This window comes from Vibrio sp. 2433-A1, from assembly GCF_056726085.1.
In genome coordinates this window covers 49,315-73,642 of the sequence record NZ_JBRESC010000016.1, presented here as the reverse complement: position 1 = coordinate 73,642, position 24,328 = coordinate 49,315, and the positions used below count along the sequence as shown (strand labels likewise).

Below are 24,328 nucleotides of genomic sequence, written 5' to 3'. Positions count from 1 at the left end.
GCAGGGCTTTATATTTATGTGTAATTCAAATTACCTTAGGCGACTTTGATACTTGGCAGTAATGCCTCAGGCATCAAGTGGTTATGGACCGCTAATTTAAGCAATGCATTGGCTGCTTCGATGTCTGGTGCGAAGTAACGGTCTTTATCGTAGAACGAGACTTTCTCACGCAGGATCTGCTTGGCTTCTTCAATGCGAGCCGATGACTTATTTGGCGCGCGGAAGTCTAGCCCTTGCGCTGCTGATAAGTATTCGACCGCAAGAATGCCGCGAGTGTTCTCTGCCATATCACGTAGACGTCGGCCAGCGAAGGTTGCCATGGAAACATGATCTTCTTGGTTGGCTGAGGTTGGCAAGCTATCAACCGAAGCTGGGTGAGCAAGGGTTTTGTTCTCGCTCGCTAGTGCTGCTGAAGTTACTTGAGCAATCATAAAACCTGAGTTAACGCCGCCGTTGTCGACCAAGAACGGTGGCAGCTTAGAAAGTGCGCTATCAATAAGCAGGGCCATACGACGCTCTGACAGACTGCCCACTTCAGCAATTGCTAAGGCTAGATTATCTGCTGCCATTGCAACAGGTTCTGCGTGGAAGTTACCACCAGAGATAATGTCGCCATCTTCAGCAAACACTAATGGGTTGTCTGACACTGAGTTCGCTTCGACTTGTAAGGTGTCTGCAGCATTTCGAATTTGCTGTAAACATGCTCCCATTACTTGAGGCTGGCAGCGCAGCGAGTAAGGATCTTGAACCTTTTCGCAAGCAGTGTGCGACTCACCGATATCGCTGTTGATATCAAGTAAGTGGCGATACGCAGCGGCAGCGTCCATTTGTCCACGGTGGCCACGCACGCGGTGAATACGAGGGTCAAACGGACGGCGACTACCAAGCGCGGCTTCTACCGACATCGCGCCACATACTGTTGCTGATGCAAACAGGTCTTCTGCCGCAAACAGACCTTCTAGTGCGAAAGCCGTCGATGCTTGAGTACCGTTTAAAAGCGCGAGGCCTTCTTTAGGTGCAAGCGTAATAGGCTCAAGTCCGGCGATCTTAAGCGCTTCAATACCAGAAATGATTTTGCCATTGTGACGCGCTTGACCTTCACCAAGTAGCACCGTACTCATGTGGGCTAGGGGAGCTAAGTCACCAGAAGCCCCCACTGAGCCTTTTTGTGGCACACATGGGTAGACTTGAGAGTTGACCAAGTCGATCAGCGCTTGAATCACTTTTAGGCGGATGCCTGAGTAACCACGTGATAAGCTGTTGATCTTTAATACCATCATCAGTCTAACGGTTTCGTCAGACATAAACTCGCCAATACCCGCTGCGTGCGACAGAACAATACTCTTTTGCAGAGTTTCTAAATCCTCAGGGGCAATGCGCGTGTTGGCTAATAAACCGAAACCAGTATTGATGCCATAGACAGTGCGATCTTCTGCGATAACTTGTTCAACCACTTGAGTGCTCTCTTCAATCGCAGGTACTGCCTCTGAATCAAGGGTCAGATTGATTGGCGAACGGCTCACTTGACGCAGTAGGGCAAGGTTGAGTTGTCCTGGCTTAAGTGTGAGGTTTAACATCTTCATAATCCTTATTTAAGCTTACGCAGCTCTTCGTTTAGCATCGGTAAATCTAGGCCTTGCTCTGCGGCACATTGCTTAGCAATATCGTAGCCAGCGTCGGCATGGCGCATAACACCCGTTGCAGGGTCATTGTGCAGAACGCGAGCAATACGCTCTGATGCATCTTGGCTGCCATCACAACAAATTACCATACCTGAGTGCTGTGAGAAGCCCATGCCAACGCCGCCGCCGTGGTGTAGAGAAACCCAAGTTGCTCCACCTGCAGTGTTCAGTAGTGCATTCATTAATGGCCAGTCAGAAACCGCGTCTGAGCCATCCATCATACCTTCCGTTTCGCGGTTAGGGCTGGCAACTGAACCAGAGTCTAGATGATCACGACCAATCACCACAGGCGCTTTTAGCTCGCCATTTTTAACCATTTCATTGAAAGCCTGGCCAAGGCGTTCACGATCTTTCAAACCGACCCAACAGATACGAGCAGGTAGACCTTGGAACTGAATTCGTTCACGCGCCATATCTAGCCAGTTGTGAAGGTGCGGGTTGTCTGGGATCAGCTCTTTGACCTTTTGGTCTGTTTTGTAGATATCCTCTGGGTCGCCAGATAGCGCTGCCCAACGGAATGGACCAATACCTTCACAGAACAACGGACGAATGTAAGCAGGAACAAACCCAGGGAAGTCGAAGGCATTTTCGACACCTTTTTCTAGAGCCATCTGACGGATGTTGTTGCCGTAATCGAGTGTCGCTGCGCCGCGTTCTTGCAGTGCTAGCATTGCTTTAACTTGAATTGCCATTGACTCTTTTGCTGCGTCAACCACCATAGCTTCATCTTTCTGGCGCATTCCCGCTGCATGCTCCATCGACCAACCGATTGGTAGGTAACCGTTTAGTGGATCATGGGCTGATGTTTGGTCAGTCACAACATCAGGCGTAATGTTACGCTCAACAAGCTCTGGGAATACGTCAGCGGCGTTACCCAGTAGACCAACAGATACAGGCGTTTCTGATTCATAGATAATCGCTAATGCTTCATCTAGGCTGGTGGCTTTTTTATCAACATAGCCAGTACGTAAGCGGTAGTCGATACGTGACTCATCACATTCAACTGCGATCATAGAGAAGCCTGCCATTGTCGCAGCGAGTGGCTGAGCACCGCCCATACCGCCAAGTCCCCCCGTTAGTACCCAACGGCCTTTGGCTTCACCATCAAAATGCTTTTTCGCAACCGAGACGAAGGTTTCGTATGTGCCTTGAACAATGCCCTGAGAGCCGATGTAGATCCAACTTCCCGCCGTCATTTGGCCATACATCATTAGACCTTCTTTATCGAGTTCGTTGAAGTGCTCCCAATTTGCCCAATGAGGTACAAGGTTTGAGTTCGCGATCAGTACGCGAGGGGCATTTTTGTGCGTTGGGAAAACGCCAACAGGCTTGCCTGATTGAACCAACAGGGTTTGATCATCTTCTAGACGCTCTAGTACTTCGACGATCTTGTCATAACATTCCCAGTTACGGGCTGCACGGCCAATACCACCATAAACAACTAATGAGTGAGGGTGCTCAGCAACGTCAGGGTCTAAGTTGTTCATCAGCATTCGAAGCGGTGCTTCAGTTAGCCAAGATTTCGCTCTCAAGGTTGTACCGTGTGGGGCACGTATAGTCCTTGTGGTATCGAGACGCATATCCTCTACTTGGCGCTGTGTCATGGTAAAACTCCTTGTGGTTCACGTTATTCAGACAAATAGGGGTCTTTGATGCTGATGCATCCTATTCACTGCCCGCTATTTGGTTGATTGTTATTTTTCTGAAAAGGCGTTGGCGATATCCCAGCATAATCGTGCGGCGAGACGTGCTGTTTGGCTGTCTACGTCATACGTTGGGTTGTACTCTGCGATATCGGCGAGGGCCAGTTTTTGTTTGTAGTGCAAAATTCGGTCGATAAAAGGCGCGATGGTATCAATACTCACCCCGCGTGCCGCCGGAGCGCTGACTCCTGGGGCCGTGGCCGCCGGAAACACATCTAAGTCGATGGTGAGATAGATAAAGTCACAATTATCGATAAAGTGCTGGAGTTGAGTTAAGTGGTAAACCTGATTGAGAGGGGTGAGCTCTTTGTCCTCTATGTACCAGACATTTAATTCATCCGCGCGTTTGAAAAGCGCTTCAGTGTTGCTGGCTTTACTGACACCTAAGCAGGCATAGTGAAATGGCCAGTTGTTCTCAAAGCAATATTTTTGAATTTGATTAAACGGGGTTCCAGAGCTCGGTTTTACTTCAGCACGCTCACTCTCAAAGGCGCGTAAATCGAAATGTGCATCGAAGTTGATAATGCCAATCTTAGGTGGCTTGGCTGGATTAATATACTCAAAGTAGCGTGCTAACCCTTGGAACGATGCCCAAGCAACTTCATGGCCCCCACCTAAAGTAATCACAGGGGTAGACTTGAGAGCAGTGGCGATCACATCGGCGCATTGGTCTTGGCTTTGCTCAAGTAAATCATCATCACAAATTACGTTGCCTAAGTCGATGAGATGGCTTTCTTTATGCCATGCCATATTAGCCAGAGCGCGTCTGATTAAATCTGGCGCTCGGTGCGCACCGATGCGCCCTTTATTGCGAGCAACGCCTGCATCACAACAAAACCCGAGGATACTGACGGCATTATGGTAAGGCTGTAGCTCGCTCACTTGCACTTGTCTTACGACGTGGTGGACGCGTTTACCTTGCGCACCATCTTCTGCGTCATGGCGACCTTGCCAATGAAAGTCTTGGCTTGCTGTCATTTGATTAGACATGATCTAATTCTCCGGCCACAAGGCGAGCGGTAAGTCGCGGCGCGCCCTGAAAATAGCTGAACTCGGCAGGGTGAGAGATATCCCAGATAGCCAGATCTGCATCGAAACCTGTCGCTATTTGACCTCTCGTTTCACCATAGCCGAGTGCCTTAGCTGCATTTACGGTCACTCCGCGCAGTGTTTCTTCCGGTGTCAGACCAAACAAAGTGCAGCCCATATTCATCATCATAGTCAAATCTGCAAACGGCGATGTGCCGGGGTTCAAATCTGTCGCGATTGCCATAGGGACTTTATGTTGCCGCAGCAATTCAATCGGTGGCAATTGGGTTTCTCTAAGGAAATAAAATGCGCCCGGTAACAGCGTTGCCACGGTATTTGAGTTTGCGAGTGCTCTAACTCCGTCTTCATCTAGAAACTCAATATGGTCTGCTGACAGGCCCAAATAGCGCGCCGTAAGTGCGCTGCCACCCAAGTTAGACAGTTGCTCTGTGTGTCCTTTAACTTTTAGGCCATGCTCTATCGCAGCTTGAAAGACCTTTTCTGTTTGCGACAGGTTAAAACCGATAGATTCGCAAAAGACGTCCACACTTGTAGCCAACTGCTCTTCGGCAACGAAAGGAATGATTTCCTTGCATACTAGCTCGATGTAATGATCAGCGTGGCCAGCATATTCCGGAGGCAGTGCATGGGCTGCGAGAAGTGTCGTAGTTACGCGGATTTTTCGATGCGCTTCGAGCGCTTTCGCAGCGCGTAGCATCTTGATTTCATCTTCGACGGTTAAGCCATAGCCTGATTTAACCTCAACAGAGGTCACGCCAGTATGAATCAAACCATCTAGTCTTGGTAATGCGAGTTCAGTTAGTTGTTCTTCACTCGCTTGGCGAGTTGCTTTAACCGTGGAAAGAATACCGCCACCTTGTTTGGCGATCTCTTGATATGGAACGCCGCTAAGACGCATTTCAAACTCGTTTGCGCGGCTACCCGCGAAAATAAGGTGGGTGTGGCAATCAATGAAACCGGGGGTCACCAGTTTACCTTGGCAATCGTAAGTGTTTTGCGATTCGATTGGTTGTTGCGAAATGGCGGCGATGCGACCATCTTTGATCAATAAATGGCAAAGAGGGGAGAGGGCATAGCCATCTTGTCCCGGTGTCATTGAGACGACCTTGGCGTTCGACAAAACGAGATCACTGCAAAAACTCATATCGGTTGCTCTGATTTAAATGTATATACAATTATTCATTCAAATCAGTCAATTGATCAAGTTTAATGTTGCGAAAATGTGATCAGTAAAAAGTATGAAATTCTTTATCAGAGCAAAACTTTAGAGCTTAATTTGTATCTTGTACCCGGATGGTAGAGTAATGCGGTGCTGACTAAGCGTTCGTCACTCCAAGTTCTACGGTTTAGTAGAAGGCAAGGCTCGTTGACAGCCAGTCTGAGCGCCGAGCGAACGGCGTCATCAGCAACGATCGCTTCAACAGTATGTTCGATGGCAGTGAGTGGACAGTTTTCCGAAAGATATTGGTTGGGCGTAATTTGCGAGAAATCTTGCTCTAGGTAATTCGGCGCATAGCTTGCGTTAACCCAGCGCAGCTCTAGCTGAATCGGTGTATTATCTTCAAAGTGAGTGATTTCACTATAAAAAACTTCGCTGCCAAGCATAACGCCAAGTTTCATTGCCACGGTGTCATCCGCAGTGAGTGAAACCTGTTTAATCACTTTACTGCTGTATTGCTTGCCACGTTGCTCGACTTCTTTGGCAATGTTACGAATATCAAGCAATGGCGACTCCGCTTTGTCGTCAGGAGTGCATACAAACGTGCCCAGTCGAGGACGCCTTACCAAACGGCCTTCAGCAACCAAATCTCGAATCGCTTTATTCACTGTCATTCGGCTGACCTGAAACTGTTTGGTTAGCTCGATCTCAGTGGTAATGCGATGACCAACTGGCCATAGACCCTGATCGATCTGGTCGGAAATATATTGCTTAATCTGCAAGTAAAGAGGCGAACTACTCATAAAATCATCATTTCTACATTTGACTATACAAATAGTTATACATTTATACGATTAATGCAAGCGATGGGATGGCAGGGATTGTTAAATGTTATGAGTGCGTACACATTCTTCGGTATGCGTCGCTCTCTCGTTGGCAAAAGGTGCCACTGACAATGAAATTAACTCGGTGGTAAACCGCATTTTGTCTATCTAGCGCTCACCAACGCCAAAACGGTAGCGGAAAGCGATACCGAAAGCGATGTCAGTGCTGTTGTCAGCGTTAAACATATTCTCTACAGCAGTGAGCTCCACTGCGGTATTTTTGAGCGTGTAACGATAGCCGCAGGTAAACTCGGTCGAAGGCTTAGAGAATTCGCCATCATCGTCCGTCACACCTTGTAATACGACTATCTGTGCGATGAGTGTATGCCTGTCGTAGAGGTGATAACGGTAACTTGCACCAGCCATCCAAGTGCGATCACGATACGGCATTTGTTCAAACACGGTGGGTGTGCTGCGAAAAGTAATAGCGGCAGTCGTGTCTAATGAATGTGTGCCGCGAACATAGCCATAGTTGACTTGCAGTGCTTGTTCAAAATTTGATGAACTGAAGATGCCATGCGAAGTATCGTTGTAATAGAGCGACAATCCAAGCGACGCCCCGTGGTGTGGCAGAGTATAAAGCTGATATTGAAGATAGCTGGTCAAAGCATGGCTTAACGTCTCCCCTCGAAATTCCTCAATCTGAATGCCGTATTCAGGCATATTAATTACAAAGCGATTATTATCAACATTGTCTCGACCGTTCTGATCCAAACCAAAAGCATCGTGAAACTTCTTTGTCAATCCATCTAGGTGATTATTGCCAGCGTAATTCCAACGATAATGAAGATCTAATTGCCAGTTTGAACTCAACTGCCATTTAGCCCCGAGAGCAATTTGGTTCTGGTAATAGTCGAGCTCATATTTATCCGTCATAGCCCAAATACTTGAGATAACACCAGCGGTGTAAACCTCATAGTGTGAGGTCGGTATTGAGAAGCCAGAGCGAAGCTGCGGAGAGAGGTTATTGGTATGAAACGGCGATTGAGTATAGGTTTGCACTGGGCCAAAACCCTCGTCAGAGAAGCTTTTGACAGACATAAGAAGGCTAGCAAATGCAGTGAACAATAGAGCGTATACACGCATAACTGCCTCCAAACTTTATTATTAAGCCTTCTATTAAAAGCTAGTTTAAAAGTTTGGAAGTTGCGAAAAATTACGGCCTAGTAAAACTAGGCCGTAATGAGTTTAAGCTGCGCTTAGGTGTGTCGTAATGTAGGGTTGCCAAGCATTTTGATACAGCTCTTTAGATTCACGACGCATGTTGCGGATTTGCGCTTGTTCAATCTCGTTGAAGTCACGTGATTCGATCGCAGCGGTACGTTCGATTTTTTGAATTTTTTCGTAAATAGCATGCTCTGGACCGCTTTTCACATCTGCAATCGCTTTTAGGTGGAGCTGAACTTCAGCTACCAGATTGGTCTTAGGCAATTGCACTAAAAGGTTAAGATCGCGATATCCGGAAGCCGCTGGTTTTTTGAAGCGGTTTTTGACTTTGACGATGGTCGTTTCGCGGTTTAACACTTCATAAGCTGACATTAGACCTTCAATATCATCCGCCACGATAGTCGCTCGTGCTAGGTCAGTAATTCGCTCGGTTTTTCCGTCTAGCTCATAGGCGATTTTTTCTTTTGCACGCTCAGAAGATTTTACGCCAGCGAAGTAAGCCTCTGTTGAGGTTAATAGTGCGGTGCTTTTACATAGAGTTTCTAGCTCGGCTTGAGCTTGGTGTGCTTTGCTGTAAAGCACATCGAAATCAGAATAAGGCTGTATTGGTGAAGACGAAATAGATTGAATGCCGTAAAGGCCACTTAGGTTATGTTTGAATGCTTTCGAGCAAACCTCGTTTTGGTTGGTTGAACGGTTTTCCTCGTTACCTGGTGCGGGTGGAATAGCAGCAAATGCAGGTGCGCGGCTGAGCATTAGAAGCATCAGGGCCGTCGTTCGCAAAAATAGGCTCATTCACTCTCCTTAGATGTGTAGGGCTTAGCTTAAAGGTGTCGAAAAAAGGATTCAATCACTAGCGCTACTCATCTGTACTTATTAAATGGGGCTGCTATTTACTATTCCAAGCAGCGCCGCCTTACTCTTATTCTGAACTTTGAAGTCACTCTCAAAAATCCGAGCATTTGTTTAGAGTTCATCGTTGAATCAAGGTTCATTGCTAACTTGTAACCAAGTATAAACGGCGAACATGAACTTAATCTGAATAGAGTTTTCATCTTGTTGTTAAACGGGGATACCACTTGCGAGCGCTTTCAGATAGGCTATGTCCACTAAAATCAGTCAATGAGAATGATAATGAGAGATCCCGAGTTTTGGCACGGTAAATGGGCAGCCAACCAGATTGGTTTTCATTTGGAAGATGTGAACCCGCTATTGATCGAATATTGGAACCACACTAAGCCTAATCATCAAGATAAAGTATTTGTCCCTCTATGTGGTAAGTCAGAAGATTTGGTTTGGCTTGCGACCAAGCATGAAGACGTACAAGGCGTCGAGCTGAGTAACATCGCCGTTCGAGCTTTCTTTGCTGAGCATTTCTACACTCCGATGGTGATGCCAGTTAATGGACAGCATGAGCTATTTCAGTTTGATGAATTGTCGATTTATACCGGCGATTTCTTTACTGCGCCGATTCAGCCAGTCGATCTTGTTTACGATCGCGCGTCTTTGGTGGCGCTGCCAGAAGAGATGCGTGCTGAGTATGTGCAAAAAATCAAATCACTACTCAAGCCAGGTGCGCGTATATTGTTGGTAAGCTTAGATTATCAACAATCAGAAATGGCAGGTCCTCCATTTTCTGTTGCGGAGCAAGAGATTCGTTCACTCTATTCTGAGTTTAAAGTGACTAAGCTTTATCGTGATGAAGCGGGTGATGATCATCCTAAGATTGCTAAGAAAGGGCTATCTCGATTCGCTGAAGAAGTGTATCTCATCGAAGTTTAAAATGATTACTACGAAAAGGGCCTGGTCATTAAACCAGGCCTTTTTAAGTTCGATTAGATTAAATGGTTTAGTAAATCACTTTCACTTTAGCAGCGCTTGTTACTGCATCTTCGATAGCTTGTTCGGTGGTGTCTCGACGCGTGATAGCGACACCTAGACGGCGGCGGCCATCGATATCAGGTTTACCAAACAGACGGACTTGTGTTTGAGGTTGTGCCAGTGCCTCTGTCAAACCATCAAATTGGATGTTAGTTGATGTACCTTGGCCTAAAACTACTGCCGATGCTGCTGGGCCGTATTGAGTAATGCCCGCAATTGGCATACCGGTAAAGGCGCGAACATGCAGGGCAAACTCAGAGCTGTCTTGAGACATCAGCGTCACAAGGCCTGTATCGTGTGGACGAGGAGACACCTCATTAAAGATAACAGTGTCGCCTTTAATAAACAGTTCAACGCCAAAAATACCGAACCCACCTAGTGCGTTAACTACTTTACTAGCCGCATCTTGAGCTGCTTCTAACGCTTTGTCAGACATGGCTTGTGGCTGCCATGACTCACGGTAATCTCCATCTTCTTGGCGGTGGCCAATTGGCGCGCAGAAGTGTACACCGTCGACCGCGCGTACAGTGAGTAAAGTGATCTCATAATCAAAGTCGATAAAGCCTTCGACAATCACACGACCCGCACCAGTACGACCGCCTTCTTGAGCGTAGTCCCAAGCTTTGTCTACGTCTTGAGGCGTTCTGATAACACTTTGGCCTTTGCCTGAAGAGCTCATCACTGGCTTACATACACAAGGAATACCAACAGCCTCAACTGCGGTGGCAAACTCTTCGTAGTTGTCTGCAAAGCGGTACGGTGAGGTGGTCAGCTCCAGCTCTTCCGCAGCAAGGCGACGAATACCTTCGCGATTCATCGTTAGTTTGGTTGCATTCGCAGTAGGGACCACGTTCAGCCCCTTAGCTTCAAGTTCGACTAGCGTGTCTGTTGCAATGGCTTCAATCTCAGGGACGACGTAATCAGGTTGTTCTTTAGCGATGAGTTCTTCTAACGCCTTACCATCCAGCATATCCAATGTGTAGCTGCGGTGGGCAACTTGCATTGCTGGTGCGTTTTCGTAGCGGTCACAGGCAATCACTTCAAGGCCAAGGCGTTGGCACTCAATGGCGACTTCTTTGCCAAGTTCACCAGAGCCTAAGAGCAGAACACGTGTCGAATTTTTAGCTGTCGCTGTACCAAACATAAATAACCTTAACGTCTAAGAGGAGTAATAACTTTGACGCATAATACTTAAGCCAAGAGAAAAAGCAAACGTTTGCGCGCGTTGTTTGTGTATTTTGGCTATCAAATGTCGTCACTTAGTATAATCGGATGAAAACATGGCTATTTAATCGACAATACAGATTTGGTTCTCAAGTTTTAATTAAGCTATTGAGGGATATGTATCTAAATTGGGACAAATTAAGTAAAACCTAGCGATTAGAGATATAATTTCTATGAATCACACTTTTAAAATAAACTGGCTACAGTATTCATGCAGTATGACCCGAAAAACTCAGTGAAAATCCCTATCAATACGCTGATGACAGGTATGTTTGTCACCGCGATTGAAGATAGCAAGCGAGTCAACCTAGCTAACGCTGGGCGTGTTTCGTCGCAGCAGGCGATTAAACAATTGATTGATAATGGTATTAAGTTTGCGTGGGTTGACCCGGAACTGTCGGCAAAGGGTAGCGTGTTTAAGCCTGCCATTGAACTAGAGCCAGAAGAGGTTGTTGAAGAAGCAAAGACGCCGGTTAAGAAGAAAAAGCTTAGCCGTTTTTCTCAACAGCAAAAAGCGCAAAAAATCATTCGTGATGCAAAAGGGTTAGCGCAAAAAATCTTATCACAGACCTTTGAGGGCAAACCAATCGAGCTGGATGAGCTCGATGGCATGGCTGATGATTTGATTGAGTCTGTATTGCTTCACTCCGATGCGTTGCATTGTGTCTCAGCGTTACGTACCAAAGATGAGGATTTACTTGAGCATTCGGTCAATGTTGCCACGTTGCTGGTGACGTTTGGTAAGTACCTTGAGCTGCCTAGAGATATGTTAAAGCAGATGGCGATCGGCGGCATTGTTCATGATGTTGGTAAAATCAAAGTTGATGACAAGGTTCTTCACAAACCAGCTCGATTAACGCCCGAAGAGTTTGAGCACATGAAATTGCACCAAGTGTTCGCTAGTGAAATTATCGTGACTATAGAAGGCTTGAGCGATGTCAGCCGAGATGTGTGTCTCATGCACCATGAAAAGCTTGATGGCACGGGCTACCCAAATGGATTAACGGCCGATCAACTGCCTCTACACGGTCGTATGAGCTGTATTGTTGATATCTATGACGCGCTGACGGCAGACCGCTGTTACAAGCAAGGGATGAGTCCAGCAGAAGCATTTAAAATTTTGCTCAGCTTAACGCCAAACCACCTTGATAAAGAGTTGGTTTATAAATTCATTAACTGTATCGGTGTGTATCCGGTAGGGGCTATCGTTGAGCTAAGTGATGGTCGAGTGGGTATTGTTTGGACTTCAAACGCGAATGAGCCCCTTAAACCTGAAGTGAAATGCTTTTACTCGATCAAATATAAGCGCTTTATTGATGTTGCATTTGTCAACTTGAAGACTTCACAAGTGAAAATAGTAAAGGCTATCGCACAAAGCCAACTTGATGTCGATGCGACCCGTTTCTACGAAGCGTAAAGTAAAACTAAACACCATCAAAAAAGGCGCTGTTAAGCGCCTTTTCTTATTACAGCTCTAGATAAGTCATCGGAATATCTGGGTTCAATGCTTCTAGCGTTGACTGTGTTGTTGCTAAGTGACTGATTGTCCCTTCAGACACTTCAACGAGTGCTGCAGATTCAATGTCTTCAAACTTTTGACGATCGAGCAGCAGTTGAATTAAAGCCACTTGAAGTGGAGGCAGGCTAGGGTTGAATGCCGCATTTTCAGCGTAAGCACCTTGATAGACTTTACCATTAGCCATTTTCAGCGCGATACCGCTTAGGTTATGAGTATATGGAGCATGACTGCGGTTTAGAGCAGCAATCGCCAGTTGTAGCACTTCATCATCTTCTTGGCTTTGTTTACCATGATCAATGTTAGTCATTAAAGCAGACGTGATGCCAAGATCAGCTGGGCCAAATGATTCTGGTAAGTACTCTTGCAATGACTTGCTATCACGCTCAGGAAGTTGAATCTGTAATTTATCGGCAGTTGAAAGCTCGTTCATAAATTGGCGGCAATGTCCGCATGGGCTGAAGTTGATGGTGATGTCGGCAACGCCTTGCTCACCCTTCATCCACGCATGGCTGATCGCTGATTGCTCAGCGTGTACGGTTTGACCCAGTTGCACGCCATCAAATTCAACGTTAGCACCGAAATAAAGTTTACCTGATAGACCACGAACAATTGCACCAACATAAAAGTTAGACAGTGGCGCGTAGGAGTAAGCTGCCGCGAATGGAAGTAGAGCAACACGAAGTTCTGCATCTTCAAGACCAGAAATGGCTAATAGCTGTTCAAATTGCTCGGAAGAAAGCGTCGCGTCAAAATCGTCAGCAAGAAGGATAGGAGATAGGAAATCTGCTACGTTTTTTGGCGCTTCAGCTAACGCCTGTTCAATGCGGCTTCTCATAGTGAATCCTTTAAATAACTAAGTTGATATCTTTGAGTTTAGAGCGTGAATGCAGGCTATAAACCACGATATTGGTATTACATTTTAGGTAAAACGAAGAATACTTCAGAGATGTAGGTCACACATATAAATGTAACGATTGATTGACTTGCATAATTAGAGTGAGCTCACACATGATAACGATTGCATTGAATCAAATCGTGATATGTATCGAGCTGCAATACGCAACTCGATACATTGTAGTTAGGCAGATAGCCAAACTGCGAGTGTAAAGAATGATGGCGCGAGAATAGAAGTAATGACGCCGCAAACCACTAACGCAAGTGAGCTAAACGCAGCATCTTGAGGATCTTTCTCTGCACAAGTCGCGGTCCCCAGAGCGTGAGACACCGTGCCCATGGTTAACCCTTTGGCAATCGGGTGAGTTATGTTGAGCAGGTTATAGATTGGGTAAGCCAAAATTGCGCCAAACAGACCGACAATCAGTACCAAAATGGCAGCAATTGCGGGTTCTCCGCCAAGGTGGCTAGAGACTTCCATTGCAATTGGTGTGGTTACCGATTTACCGAGTAGGCTGGCAATTAAGGAAATATCCGCTTGTAGATAGACGGCAATCATAGAGGCGGTGAACATCGACATCACACTACCTACGCCGCACGCGAGCATGATAATTCGCCAGTTAGCGCGGATTTGTGGTAACTGCTCGTAGAGTGGAAATGCTAACGCAACGACAGCCGGTTGGAGTAGATCGTTAATCCATTGATTGTCAGCAAAGTAAGTCTCGAACGGCACTTTCAAGTAAGTTAAGATCGGGATAATCACAGCAACGCTGACTAGCAACGGATTCATGAATGGGCTATTAAACTTCTGGCAAAGCCAACGAGCCGTAAAGAAGACCAATATTGTAACCAGTAACCACATTACTTTTGTCCTCCTTTTAGCATGCGATCGAGCATCAAGCCGAGTAGGACTAAAACAATTAGGGTGCCACCAATAGTGCTGGCTAAAATTGTTATAGCGTTATCAATTAACATATCAAAATGCTGCATCAGTCCGACACTAATAGGGACAAACAACAACACCATGTAGCGAATAAATAAGGTCGCACCTGGCTTAACCCAGTCTGATGGGAGCAAACCACTGGCCATCAGACTAAAAAGGATCAGCATTCCAATGATGCTGCCAGGTATCGAAATATCGAGGAGGTGTTGAATGTTAATGCCAGCCAACAGGCAGAGAAATATCAAGCCGATGGAGACGACATATTGAAGTAAGGTTTTCGCCATAATCTAGTGATGTCCAACTGTGAGCTTTCAGTCGGATGAAAGCTCTAATTATTTCAGAGCCTAACCCCTAGTTATTATTAGATTGGGTGATTAGGCATTCTTGTAGGGGCAGGACTTGGTCAGTATTGCTCTATTTTGTTTCTAGGATACTCGCTTTTGTACGTATTGGTAGATGGATTTTAAAATAGCCATTTTCTTTTGATCACTCTCATACTCGTGAACTAAGTTTTCCAAATTAAGCATGTAGTCTTCAATACGACTTTCGAAGTAGTCACGACAATGATTTGCCCAGCGTTGCTGTTCTGACTCATCTAATGTCCATGGGTAGTTTCTCGCGCGATAGCGGAAAAGTAATGGTGCAATACGCTGGTCGTTAAACGTAATATCAAGAGCCGCAAGGTTATGAGGGTTTGTTTCACGAATAATATCCATCGCTTTCTTATCGGCAGGAGAGAAGAAACCATCGTAAAGCATGGTGTCGACATCTGAGCTCTTTTCATATTCACGCTCGGCGTTATAAAGGCCAATCAGCTTTTCACGCACTTCAGGGTGCTGACGCAGCAAGGCAAGGTTCTTTAAGCATTGCTCACGGTCAATACCAATCTTTTCGGCGTTCTCAGCCGTTAAGGTTTTAGCTGGCGCAAGAATAGGGCACTTGTTGAGGTGAATCAGCTTAACCGGCACTGGAAGTTCGTCAGGGCCGAGCTCAGAGTGTTTGGTGTATAGACGCTCGTTCAGCTGTTCACCGTCTAGATCAAGCAGCGCTTGCGGGTCTTTCGCTAGGTCAACACAAATCACCGCATTTTGGTTGGTTGGGTGCCAAGCGACAGGTACAACCCAGCTAGTGTAGTTACACTCTTTACCCAGCATGCCAGAAACATGCATCAGCGGTGTCATGTTGACGATGTCGACCAGTTCATTCAGTTTACGCTTATGGCGCATGCTTAAGAAGTAATCAAATAGCTTAGGCTGCGCAGCTTTGACTTTTTTCGCCATTTCAATCGTGGCAATAACGTCGGCCATTGCGTCGTGGGCATTGGCGTGTTCAATACCATTGGCAACGGATAAATTCTCCAGCTTAAAGCTGATAAAGCCTTCATCGTTTTCTGGCCACTTAACCCCTTCAGGGCGAAGTGCGTAACAAGCGCGCATCACATCTAACAGATCCCAGCGTGAGTTGCCGTTTTGCCAGCTCCACGCATATGGGTCGATAAAGTTACGGTAACAGGTGTAACGTGTGACCTCATCATCGAAGCGAATACTGTTGTAACCTAGGTTAATGGTATTTGGTGTCGCCAATTGTTCATGGATTTTGGCGATAAACTCAGGCTCTGACAAACCTTGCTTTTCCGCGGTTTGCGGAGTGATACCTGTGATCAGGGCAGCTTCAGGGTGAGGAAGATAATCTGCCGGAGGCTGGCAGTAGATAACAAGAGGCTCACCAATAATATTGAAGTCCATATCGGTGCGCACACCCGCAAATTGACACGGACGGTCTTTAGCAGGGCTAGTTCCCCACGTTTCATAGTCAAAGAAGAAAAACGTAGGCTGGTGCTCTTGTCGCATTATCTATTACCAAGTGTTTGAAATTCACTTGAGTATTAGACCATTGCGTTAACGTCATAGCAAACGAGATAAGGGCAAATCAGTTCAAATGATAAAAAAATGGCCGACAAATGATGCCGGCCATTAAATTAGAACTAAATGCGCTTACGCTTGCTGAGTTTCCAACTGTTTGTCGGTAGCTTTTTTCTTCATCAAACGGCTAGTAATTGTACCCGCTGTCATCGCACCTGATACGTTCAGCGCCGTACGAGCCATATCGATCAATGGTTCGATAGAGATAAGTAGCGCTGCGATAGTAACAGGTAAGCCCATTGCTGGCAGCACGATAAGAGCAGCAAATGTTGCGCCGCCGCCAACGCCAGCAATACCAAATGAGCTCACCACAATGATTGCCACAAGAGACAGTATGAAGTTAATTTCCATTGGGTTGATGCCAACCGTTGGAGCCACCATTACCGCAAGCATCGCAGGGTAGATTCCCGCACAGCCGTTTTGACCGATGGTTGCGCCAAATGAAGCCGATAGGTTGGCAATTGCAGGTGGTACATTCAGTTTGTTGATTTGCGCTTCGACGTTTAGCGGAATGGTTGCTGCCGAGCTGCGAGAGGTAAACGCGAACGTGAGTACTGGCCAGATTTTCTGGAAGTACTCTTTAGGACTCACGCCAACAAAAGAGACCAAAATACCGTGTACTATGAACATCAATAGAATCGCAACGTAAGAGGCAACGATAAAGCCTAACAGGTTAAGAATGTCTGAAGCACTCGATGTCGCAACTACCTTCGCCATAAGAGCAGCAATACCATATGGTGTTAGTGCCATGATCATCTTAACTAAACGCATTACGATCGATTGAGAGGCTTCCACAAACGTGCGGATTGGCGATTCAAGCTCTTCTTTCTCAGCCATTACCTTGCGAGCAGCAATGCCTGTTAAAACGCCGAAGATAACCACAGCGATGATGGATGTAGAGCGTGCGCCCGTTAAATCAGCAAATGGGTTGGTTGGAATAAAGCTCACCAGCATTTGAGGGATAGTGAGATCACTAACGCTATCTACGCGGCTTTCTAGTGCGGCAATACGAGCTGTTTCGCGTGCGCCTTCGGTTAGACCTTCTGCGCTCAGACCAAAGGATTGCGCGACTAGAATACCGATAATCGCCGAGATTGCTGTCGTTGCCAGTAGTACAGAAATGGTCAGGCCGGAGATCTTACCCAGAGCGCTGCCTTTTTCAAGTTTAACAACGGCCGCGATCATCGACACAAGCACAAGAGGCATGATGACCATCTTCAGTAAACCGACGTAGCCGCGGCCAACAATATTCACCCACTCTAGGGTTTGGGCGATAACTGGATTTCCTTCGCCGAAGATAAGTTGAAGTGCAAGACCAAATGTACTACCAAAAACTAAACCTAATAACACCAAGCGAGACAGCGTGTGGTCTTTTTTCTGCTGCCCGTAGAGAAAGAAGAGGATGCCGACAAATACTGCTAGAGCAGCGATAGCCATGACTGACATAATAAATTGTCCTTATGTTTTTTCGTGTAAGGCATAAGTGGCTTTTATACCTTATGTAGTGTGGTTTGTGGGGAGGTTAATGGATTTGATGTACTCAAATGAAGTGATATTTGGGTATTAAGTATAACCCTCAGTTATTAGAGGGAGGGTTTGAAGGAAATTTAGACAAATATTTATAAATATTAATAGATTAGCGATATTTCTTGAGTAGATTTTTCATATCACCTGAGTCGATGAATTCGACCCTTTTGTTTGATTGGGCGAATAACTGATATTGCATCGCTTGAGCAACATCAGCGGCGTCGATCGGGATCAGCTTAGCCAATGGGCCAATCATCAAAGGTTGCATAATTTTTAGCATAGTTTGGGTGACGACTTCGTCTTTACGCGGGCTCTCTCTTAGTCCTTTTAAAGGTCCCGGCCTTGCGAATACCACTCGGTCGAATTGCATTCTTTCAATGGCTAACTCCATGCGTCCTTTACAGCGTAAGTAGTGAGAAAACGAGCGGGAAGAGGCACCAATACTTGATACAACGGCTAAATGAGTCACGCCAAGAAGTTTCATCTCTTGAGCGACTTGGCAGACTAACTCATGATCTATCTTCTCTAATGCTTGCTTTGAGCCTGCCTCTTTTCGTGTGGTTCCTAGGCAAATAAACCCGTATTTAGGTTGAGGCTCATCGGAATGCCAATCAAGCACGCGCAGCTCAGGATGTTTGATAGTGGTTAGCTTTGAATGGAAAAATGGTAACTCTTTACGTGACAGCGCGTAGATGCGTTTAATTGGGTCTGTGTCCAACATCTGCTTGAGAAGCTCATTACCAACCAGTCCTGTGCTACCGGCGGTGATCACTATTAGGTTATCTGTCATAGGTTACGTGTCGTGCGTTTCAGTCCTGCGGAAAAATCCGCGCTTAATCGGTAAGCATCCAACAAACGCCATGCAATTACTGTGATCGAAAACAAACTGCCTAACACTGAATAGATAGTGAGTAAACAATAACAGAAGATTTTGAATGCTACAGTTCTGTGGGAGTACGGAAGACCTCGCCTAATTCGCGAGGTCTTTTTACAGTTATGTGAGAGACATAGGGACTTTTTTTTGATTTCGTTGTGGAGATTTGTTCGGTTTTTGCTTATTTGATCGTTGGTTGGCAAACATAAAGCCTCCTTTACGTTACAGATGAGATAAGCGATATCACCGCTAAAAGAATGCAGAGTTCATGCCGTTATAATTCCTCATCTTATTTAACAAGATAGACTACAACCGCTAAAACTTTCATTTTTCCAATCAGAATAGGAGTCAAATTAGTTGAAAACAGGGGATGCAAGCGGTGATAAGGGATGTTAACTCTCTGATTTCACGTTACACTCGGAGCTAAGGATTTCAGCGAAAGGATCAGAGATGAATATCAATCTCAGTACATTGGCACCTAACCAAATCTACCACCTGATGACTCAAACCGTGATACCGAGACCTATAGCTTGGGTATTAACAGAGTCAGGGGAAAGTAACTATAATCTTGCGCCTTTTTCTTACTTCACGCCTGTTTCTAGCACCCCTCCGTTGTTAATGTTTTCTGTGGGAAAAAAGCCAAGCGGAGAAGTGAAGGATACCACTCGCAATGTTCTTGAAACAGGGCGAATGGTTGTTCATATTGCTCACGAAGCGTTAGCCAATGACGTGACTCAAACCGCGGCTACGCTTGAGCATGGCGAATCGGAGGTGGATGCATCAGAGTTAGAGCTTGTCGACTTTGAAGGTTTTGAGTTGCCTCGCGTGAAAGACTGCCCGATTGCGTTTGGCTGTAAGCTATTTGAAGTGAAAGAAATTGGCGAGACACCACAAAGCCTGATCTTCGCTGAAATTGAACAAATCTATATTGCGCCTGAAGTGATCGGTGAGCGAAGTGACAGACTAGTTGTGGATGCATTGAAAGTGAATCCATTATCGCGCCTTGGCGGTAGCCAGTATGCTACCATTAACAACGTTTTTTCAGTCGCAAGGCCTAGGTAACCTCCTTATGTTAGAGCAACGCTTTTCTGATGCTATTTGGCATCGTATCAATCAAAAAACCAAACCAGTAGGCGCATTAGGCCAGCTAGAAACCATCGCGCACCAACTTGCGATGATTCAAAGTGGTGATTCAGGTGACCTTGTCACAAATATTGAGTTAAGGAACCCGACCGCTATTGTCTTCGCGGGTGATCATGGTATCGCCGATGAAGGTGTTAGCATCGCGCCAAGTGCTGTCACACAGCAAATGGTTTTAAACTTCTTAACGGGCGGCGCGGCGATCAATTGTTTCTGCCGCGCGAATGATGTGGCATTCAAGGTCGTTGATACTGGGATCTTGCTTCCTGTCGAGCATGACTCTTCAGAGTTTATCGTTCAGCGACTCGGCAACAGAACCGAAAATTTCGCTAAACAAGCCGCAATGACAACTGAGCAAGTCGAACAAGGTATCGAACTTGGTCAGACGTTGATCACTCAGCTGATTGAAGATGGCAGCAACATCGTCATGTTTGGTGAAATGGGTATCGGCAATACCAGCAGCGCGGCGGCAATCTTAAGTGCGCTTTCAAAGCGCGATGCCAAAGATTGTGTCGGTCGCGGCACAGGAATCAGTGATGAGCAGTGGCAGCGAAAAATTGAGTTAGTGGAGCAAGGCGTCTCTCGTTGTCGTAACCAGGACGTATTGTCGATATTGGCTGAAGTCGGTGGTTTCGAGATTGTGCAAATGGTCGGTGGCTTCCTTGCCGCAGCTAAGTGCAATACGCCAGTGCTGGTCGATGGTTTTATCGTCACGGCAGCGGCGTATGCGGCGGCTCTGATCAATCCGCAGTGTCGGGATATCATGATTTTTGCCCATCAATCCCATGAAACCGGGCATCAGTATCTACTCAAAGAGCTCGATGCGGAGCCGATTTTAGATCTGTCGTTGCGATTAGGTGAAGGGACGGGCGCGGTATTGGCAATGCCACTGCTTCGCGCGGCGGCGGAGTTCTACAACAATATGGCCAGCTTTGAAGAAGCGGGAGTGGTTGTCGAGTAATGATGATGCTCAAATACCAGTACCAACTGTTTATGCTGGCGCTTGGTTTTTTTTCTCGCATTCCGGTTCCCGCTTCAATTCCTTACAGTGAAGAGCGGATGAATCAAGCGGGGCGTTACTTTGCGCTAGTGGGGTTACTGTTAGGTAGCCTGTGCGCGCTTGTTTACGGTTTGCTATCGGCTGTTCTGCCGCCTTCAGTCGCAATTATTATCATGATGGCGTTTAGCCTTATGTTGACCGGCGCGTTCCATGAGGATGGCTTGACGGATATGGCCGATGGTATCGGTGGGGGTATGACTTTAGAGCGTCGCCTAACCATTATGAAAGATAGCCGCATCGGTACCTATGGGGCGAGCGCGTTGGTGATGGCGCTCCTTGGTAAGTATGTACTGCTGTCCGAACTGGTTAAGTTTGAACAAATTGCGACGTTTATTATTATCGCTTATACCTTGTCGCGCGCCGTTGCAGCATCGCTGATTTATGATATGCCGTATGTCAGTGATGCAGATGCCAGTAAAAGTAAGCCGCTTGCTCAACAGCAGTCGAAACTGGAACTTGCAGCATTGCTGGCAACAGGTGTCGTGCCTTGTTTGCTACTGGGCTTACCCGTTGCTTTTGTATTAGTGACGGTTGTCGTCATATTTAGAGTGCTGTTTAAGCGTTGGCTGCTAGCGAGAATTGGTGGTTTTACCGGAGACTGCCTAGGCGCAGCGCAGCAACTTAGTGAATTGCTGATCTATTTAACCTTGATTGCATGGATGGTGAACGGCGTATGAGCGTACATCTTATTTTAGGCGGAGCACGTTCAGGAAAGTCCCGTTACGCTGAACACTGTGTTAGCGAATCAGCCCATCAATCAAACAAGCACTATATCGCAACGGCTATCGCTTTCGACGAAGAGATGAAAGCGCGTATTGCTCATCACCAACAATCCAGAGGCGATAGTTGGGTAGAGCATGAGTGTCCGACTCAGTTGGCTACTTTACTAACTCGCTTTGACAGTAACGATGTGGTCCTGGTTGACTGCTTAACGCTGTGGCTAAATAACGTTATCTATAATGATGGTGCTACGCTAGATGAGGAGAAGATCCAGCAGCAAGTGACTGAATTAGTGCAAGCTCTTAGCGCGACATCTGCGCAAATGATCCTGGTTTCCAATGAAGTTGGTTTAGGCGTTGTACCTATGGGCGAAGTCTCTCGGCTCTTTGTCGATAATGCCGGCTGGATGAATCAAGCGATAGCGAAGGTGGCTGAGCAAGTGACGTTTGTTGCCGCTGGTCTACCTATGACTCTTAAAGGAACTAAGGCGTGACGCAGCCAATGAGTGAAGTGAAGACGTTCAATATCTATCTATTGCGCCACGGTAAAACACAAGGCGCACCAGCTCTTTATGGCCATACCGATGTTGAAGTTCCTTCGGTGACGCAGCGCTCGATTTGTAACGCATTAAATGCTGAGGGATTAAGCTTCACGGCAATTGAAAGCTCGCCATTAAAGCGCTGTCACGTATTAGCTCAGCAGCTAGTGGACGATTGCCCAGATCTTGCTCTCAAAGTGACCGACAATTGGAAAGAAACCCACTTTGGCGATTTAGATGGCGTGCCGTTTGAAAAGGCGCAATCTGACTGGCCTAGATTTGAAGCTTTTTGGCGTGATCCAGCGACAAATGTGCTACCTAATGCAGAGCCTCTAGAGCCGTTCTACAATCGAATATCTAAGGCTTGGGAAAGCTTTATCCAAACGCTTGACCAAGATACATTGATCATATGTCATGGTGGCACGATTCGAATGATTCTCGCGCACGTATTGCAGCTCGATTATGCCAATCCGTCGCTCTACTCGACCCTACAGATAGGTCACCAAACACTGACCCACATACAACTCACTCAAGCGGATAAAAACTACCTACGAGTTTGTATGATTGGTAAACCGTTAATTTCAGGTAAGGAAACAAGATGACAGCACCGAGTTGGAATTTATCAATTGCTTATCAACACCTTGAAGACCCAAAGATAGAACAAGACATTGAGCTGATTAAGCAGTGCATTGAGGTATTGGTGCTTCATATCGATAACTGCAGCGCCGTCAGTGTTATGCAAAATGCCATTCAAACCAGTGAAGCGGCAGGAAAGCTGCTGGCGACGGTTAATACTTTTGCTCAATGCAACGCTTCGATTGATGCAACCAATGCTCAGGCCAAAGCACTGATTGGCCGTATTGCTAAACTAAACTCCGAGTTGGCTCAGGCATTTACGCCTTATGAAAACGCCCTAACGGTTGCGCCAGAGAGCTTTATTGCTGATGTGCTCAACCATGAAAGTGGTGATGTAAATGGCCAATCCTTCCAAATTGAATGTACGCGCAAGATTGCTGATACCAAATTATCGGTTGTAGAAGAGCAGCTCCTGACCGCAATGCAAGTGGATGGTCGAGATGCCTGGGGTCGATTATACGATAACATCACGGGCTCGCTACAAGTCACCTTGCAAGATGGCCAAGGAACAAAAGTAGGTTTCTCTCAAGCGGCGAGTACCCTTTACGGGACGGATTTTGAAGCGCAAGAGCCAGCTTGGCGTGGTATTCAGGAGTCGATGAAAGACAATCAAGAGTCATTCGCTGCAATCCTCAATGCACTTGCAGGTTGGCGCTTAACGGAATATCAAAAGCGTTCAAAAGTTGCTGATGTGAGCTTTCTAGATCCAAGCCTTCATGACAGTCGAATTCAAGCTTCGACATTAAATGCGATGATGGAGACTGCCAAAGCGAATAGGGCGGTTGGGCAGAAAGCTGGGCAGTTGATGGCACGCGTTCATGGTTTGCCCCAAATGCGCCCTTGGAATCATCTAGCCGGAATGCCAAGTTTGACCGACGCAGAGCCAAAAGTGTACTCATTCGATGAAGCAATTGAGATCATCTATGCTGCGTTTGAACAAGTGGAACCAGAGATGGCGAGCTTTGTTACCCGCATGGTTGAAAACGGCTGGATTGATGCTGAGCCAACCGAAAATCGCCGCTTAGGAGCCTACTGTACTAAGTTCGCTGCAACAAGAACGCCGCTTGTCTTTATGACATGGGGTGGTAGTCGTTCAGACTTATTAACGTTGGCTCATGAGATTGGCCATGCTTTCCACAACTGGGTGATGCGTGATATGCCACTTTGTCAGACACGTTACCCTATGACCTTGGCAGAGACGGCGTCGATTTTCGCGGAAAACATTGTACGTGACTACCTGCTAGATCAAGTGTCTAGCCGAGAAGAAAAGCTAGAAATGTTATGGGAAGAACTCTCAAGCTGCTATGCGTTGATGATTAATATTCCGGTGCGTTTTGAATTTGAAAAACAATTCTATGAACAGCGCAGTAACGGAGAGCTATCAGGTCCCGAACTTTGTAACCTGATGAGTGAAACGTGGAGCGAGTGGTACGGGGATTCCATGTCAGAGCCGGATCCTTACTTCTGGGCCAGTAAACTGCACTTCTCGATTTCTGAGGTGAGCTTTTACAACTATCCATATCTGTTTGGTTATCTATTTAGCATTGGCGTTTATGCTCAACGCGAAAGCAAAGGTGAGTCTTTTTATACCGATTATGTGAACCTATTACGCGATACAGGCTCAATGATGGCAGAAGAGGTCGTCGCAAAACATTTGGGTATGGATTTATCGAATGCGGATTTTTGGCAGCAAAGTATCGATCGAGTAAAAGCCAAGATAGATGAGTTTGAGTTGTTGCTAGATCAAAAATAACAGGTTCTAAATCATGGTATTATCATTAGCCGGGCAATTGCTCGGCTAATTT

The 24,328-nt window shown here is 46.3% G+C and carries 22 protein-coding genes; 8 read left to right on the top strand and 14 right to left on the bottom strand.

Going from position 1 to position 24,328, the window contains the following annotated elements:
• Positions 1 to 35 precede the first annotated feature (35 nt).
• The 7 genes from hutH to ACU01J_RS16040 form a co-directional block, all read right to left on the bottom strand.
• Entirely contained in the window at positions 36 to 1,583 is a 1,548-nt protein-coding gene (hutH, locus tag ACU01J_RS16070) for a histidine ammonia-lyase (protein WP_481086635.1), read from the bottom strand.
• Between the two features lie 5 nt (positions 1,584 to 1,588).
• On the bottom strand, positions 1,589 to 3,286 hold the full coding sequence (gene hutU / locus ACU01J_RS16065) for a urocanate hydratase (protein WP_481086634.1): 1,698 nt from the start codon (positions 3,284 to 3,286) through the stop codon (positions 1,589 to 1,591).
• 90 nt (positions 3,287 to 3,376) lie between these two features.
• On the bottom strand, positions 3,377 to 4,375 hold the full coding sequence (gene hutG / locus ACU01J_RS16060; protein WP_481086633.1) for a formimidoylglutamase: 999 nt from the start codon (positions 4,373 to 4,375) through the stop codon (positions 3,377 to 3,379).
• Positions 4,368 to 5,579: an imidazolonepropionase gene (gene hutI, locus ACU01J_RS16055; protein ID WP_481086632.1), complete on the bottom strand. Its 1,212-nt coding sequence runs from the start codon at positions 5,577 to 5,579 to the stop codon at positions 4,368 to 4,370. Before hutI ends, hutG begins: the two co-directional genes overlap by 8 nt.
• A gap of 107 nt (positions 5,580 to 5,686) precedes the next feature.
• A complete protein-coding gene (hutC, locus tag ACU01J_RS16050; protein ID WP_481086631.1) occupies positions 5,687 to 6,397 on the bottom strand; it encodes a histidine utilization repressor in 711 nt (236 codons plus the stop codon).
• 189 nt (positions 6,398 to 6,586) lie between these two features.
• Positions 6,587 to 7,564, bottom strand: coding sequence for a DUF3187 family protein (locus ACU01J_RS16045; protein WP_481086630.1), 978 nt, complete (start codon positions 7,562 to 7,564; stop codon positions 6,587 to 6,589).
• A gap of 102 nt (positions 7,565 to 7,666) precedes the next feature.
• A complete protein-coding gene (locus ACU01J_RS16040) occupies positions 7,667 to 8,440 on the bottom strand; it encodes a nucleotidyltransferase family protein (RefSeq protein WP_481086629.1) in 774 nt (257 codons plus the stop codon).
• 339 nt (positions 8,441 to 8,779) lie between these two features.
• Here ACU01J_RS16040 and ACU01J_RS16035 point away from each other — a divergent pair, with 339 nt between their 5' ends.
• Complete coding sequence (locus ACU01J_RS16035) at positions 8,780 to 9,427, top strand: thiopurine S-methyltransferase (protein ID WP_481086628.1); 648 nt, start codon at positions 8,780 to 8,782, stop codon at positions 9,425 to 9,427.
• Positions 9,428 to 9,494: 67 nt separating this feature from the next.
• Here ACU01J_RS16035 and purT read toward each other — a convergent pair whose 3' ends face one another.
• A complete protein-coding gene (gene purT, locus ACU01J_RS16030; RefSeq protein ID WP_481086627.1) occupies positions 9,495 to 10,670 on the bottom strand; it encodes a formate-dependent phosphoribosylglycinamide formyltransferase in 1,176 nt (391 codons plus the stop codon).
• 291 nt (positions 10,671 to 10,961) lie between these two features.
• Between purT and ACU01J_RS16025 the strand changes: the two genes are divergently transcribed.
• Positions 10,962 to 12,167, top strand: coding sequence for a cyclic di-GMP phosphodiesterase (locus tag ACU01J_RS16025; protein ID WP_481086626.1), 1,206 nt, complete (start codon positions 10,962 to 10,964; stop codon positions 12,165 to 12,167).
• Positions 12,168 to 12,216: 49 nt separating this feature from the next.
• On the opposite strand, the gene cdd is transcribed toward ACU01J_RS16025, so the two are convergent.
• The 6 genes from cdd to ACU01J_RS15995 all read right to left on the bottom strand — a co-directional run bounded on the left by cdd (position 12,217) and on the right by ACU01J_RS15995 (position 18,345).
• Positions 12,217 to 13,104 (bottom strand): cytidine deaminase, encoded by an 888-nt coding sequence (gene cdd, locus ACU01J_RS16020; RefSeq protein ID WP_481086625.1) that lies wholly within the window; start codon positions 13,102 to 13,104, stop codon positions 12,217 to 12,219.
• Positions 13,105 to 13,347: 243 nt separating this feature from the next.
• Positions 13,348 to 14,025 (bottom strand): CidB/LrgB family autolysis modulator, encoded by a 678-nt coding sequence (locus ACU01J_RS16015; RefSeq protein WP_481086624.1) that lies wholly within the window; start codon positions 14,023 to 14,025, stop codon positions 13,348 to 13,350.
• On the bottom strand, positions 14,025 to 14,390 hold the full coding sequence (locus ACU01J_RS16010; protein WP_481086623.1) for a CidA/LrgA family protein: 366 nt from the start codon (positions 14,388 to 14,390) through the stop codon (positions 14,025 to 14,027). Before ACU01J_RS16010 ends, ACU01J_RS16015 begins: the two co-directional genes overlap by 1 nt.
• A 141-nt stretch (positions 14,391 to 14,531) precedes the next feature.
• Positions 14,532 to 15,956 (bottom strand): exodeoxyribonuclease I, encoded by a 1,425-nt coding sequence (sbcB, locus tag ACU01J_RS16005; RefSeq protein WP_481086622.1) that lies wholly within the window; start codon positions 15,954 to 15,956, stop codon positions 14,532 to 14,534.
• Positions 15,957 to 16,100: 144 nt separating this feature from the next.
• Positions 16,101 to 17,474 (bottom strand): L-cystine transporter, encoded by a 1,374-nt coding sequence (locus ACU01J_RS16000; protein ID WP_481086621.1) that lies wholly within the window; start codon positions 17,472 to 17,474, stop codon positions 16,101 to 16,103.
• A gap of 190 nt (positions 17,475 to 17,664) precedes the next feature.
• Entirely contained in the window at positions 17,665 to 18,345 is a 681-nt protein-coding gene (locus tag ACU01J_RS15995; RefSeq protein WP_481086620.1) for a Rossmann-fold NAD(P)-binding domain-containing protein, read from the bottom strand.
• Between the two features lie 534 nt (positions 18,346 to 18,879).
• Here ACU01J_RS15995 and ACU01J_RS15990 point away from each other — a divergent pair.
• From ACU01J_RS15990 to ACU01J_RS15965, 6 genes are read left to right on the top strand one after another with little or no spacing between them, the layout of a single operon-like run.
• Complete coding sequence (locus ACU01J_RS15990; protein ID WP_481086619.1) at positions 18,880 to 19,491, top strand: flavin reductase family protein; 612 nt, start codon at positions 18,880 to 18,882, stop codon at positions 19,489 to 19,491.
• A 7-nt stretch (positions 19,492 to 19,498) separates the two neighbouring features.
• A complete protein-coding gene (cobT, locus tag ACU01J_RS15985) occupies positions 19,499 to 20,530 on the top strand; it encodes a nicotinate-nucleotide--dimethylbenzimidazole phosphoribosyltransferase (protein WP_481086618.1) in 1,032 nt (343 codons plus the stop codon).
• Positions 20,530 to 21,306, top strand: a complete 777-nt coding sequence (locus ACU01J_RS15980) for an adenosylcobinamide-GDP ribazoletransferase (protein WP_481086617.1) — start codon at positions 20,530 to 20,532, stop codon at positions 21,304 to 21,306. Before cobT ends, ACU01J_RS15980 begins: the two co-directional genes overlap by 1 nt.
• A complete protein-coding gene (cobU, locus tag ACU01J_RS15975) occupies positions 21,303 to 21,842 on the top strand; it encodes a bifunctional adenosylcobinamide kinase/adenosylcobinamide-phosphate guanylyltransferase (protein WP_481086616.1) in 540 nt (179 codons plus the stop codon). The genes ACU01J_RS15980 and cobU overlap by 4 nt, the downstream gene beginning before the upstream one ends.
• Complete coding sequence (locus ACU01J_RS15970; RefSeq protein WP_481086615.1) at positions 21,839 to 22,489, top strand: histidine phosphatase family protein; 651 nt, start codon at positions 21,839 to 21,841, stop codon at positions 22,487 to 22,489. The genes cobU and ACU01J_RS15970 overlap by 4 nt, the downstream gene beginning before the upstream one ends.
• Positions 22,486 to 24,276 (top strand): M3 family oligoendopeptidase, encoded by a 1,791-nt coding sequence (locus ACU01J_RS15965; protein ID WP_481086614.1) that lies wholly within the window; start codon positions 22,486 to 22,488, stop codon positions 24,274 to 24,276. The genes ACU01J_RS15970 and ACU01J_RS15965 overlap by 4 nt, the downstream gene beginning before the upstream one ends.
• Positions 24,277 to 24,328 lie beyond the last annotated feature (52 nt).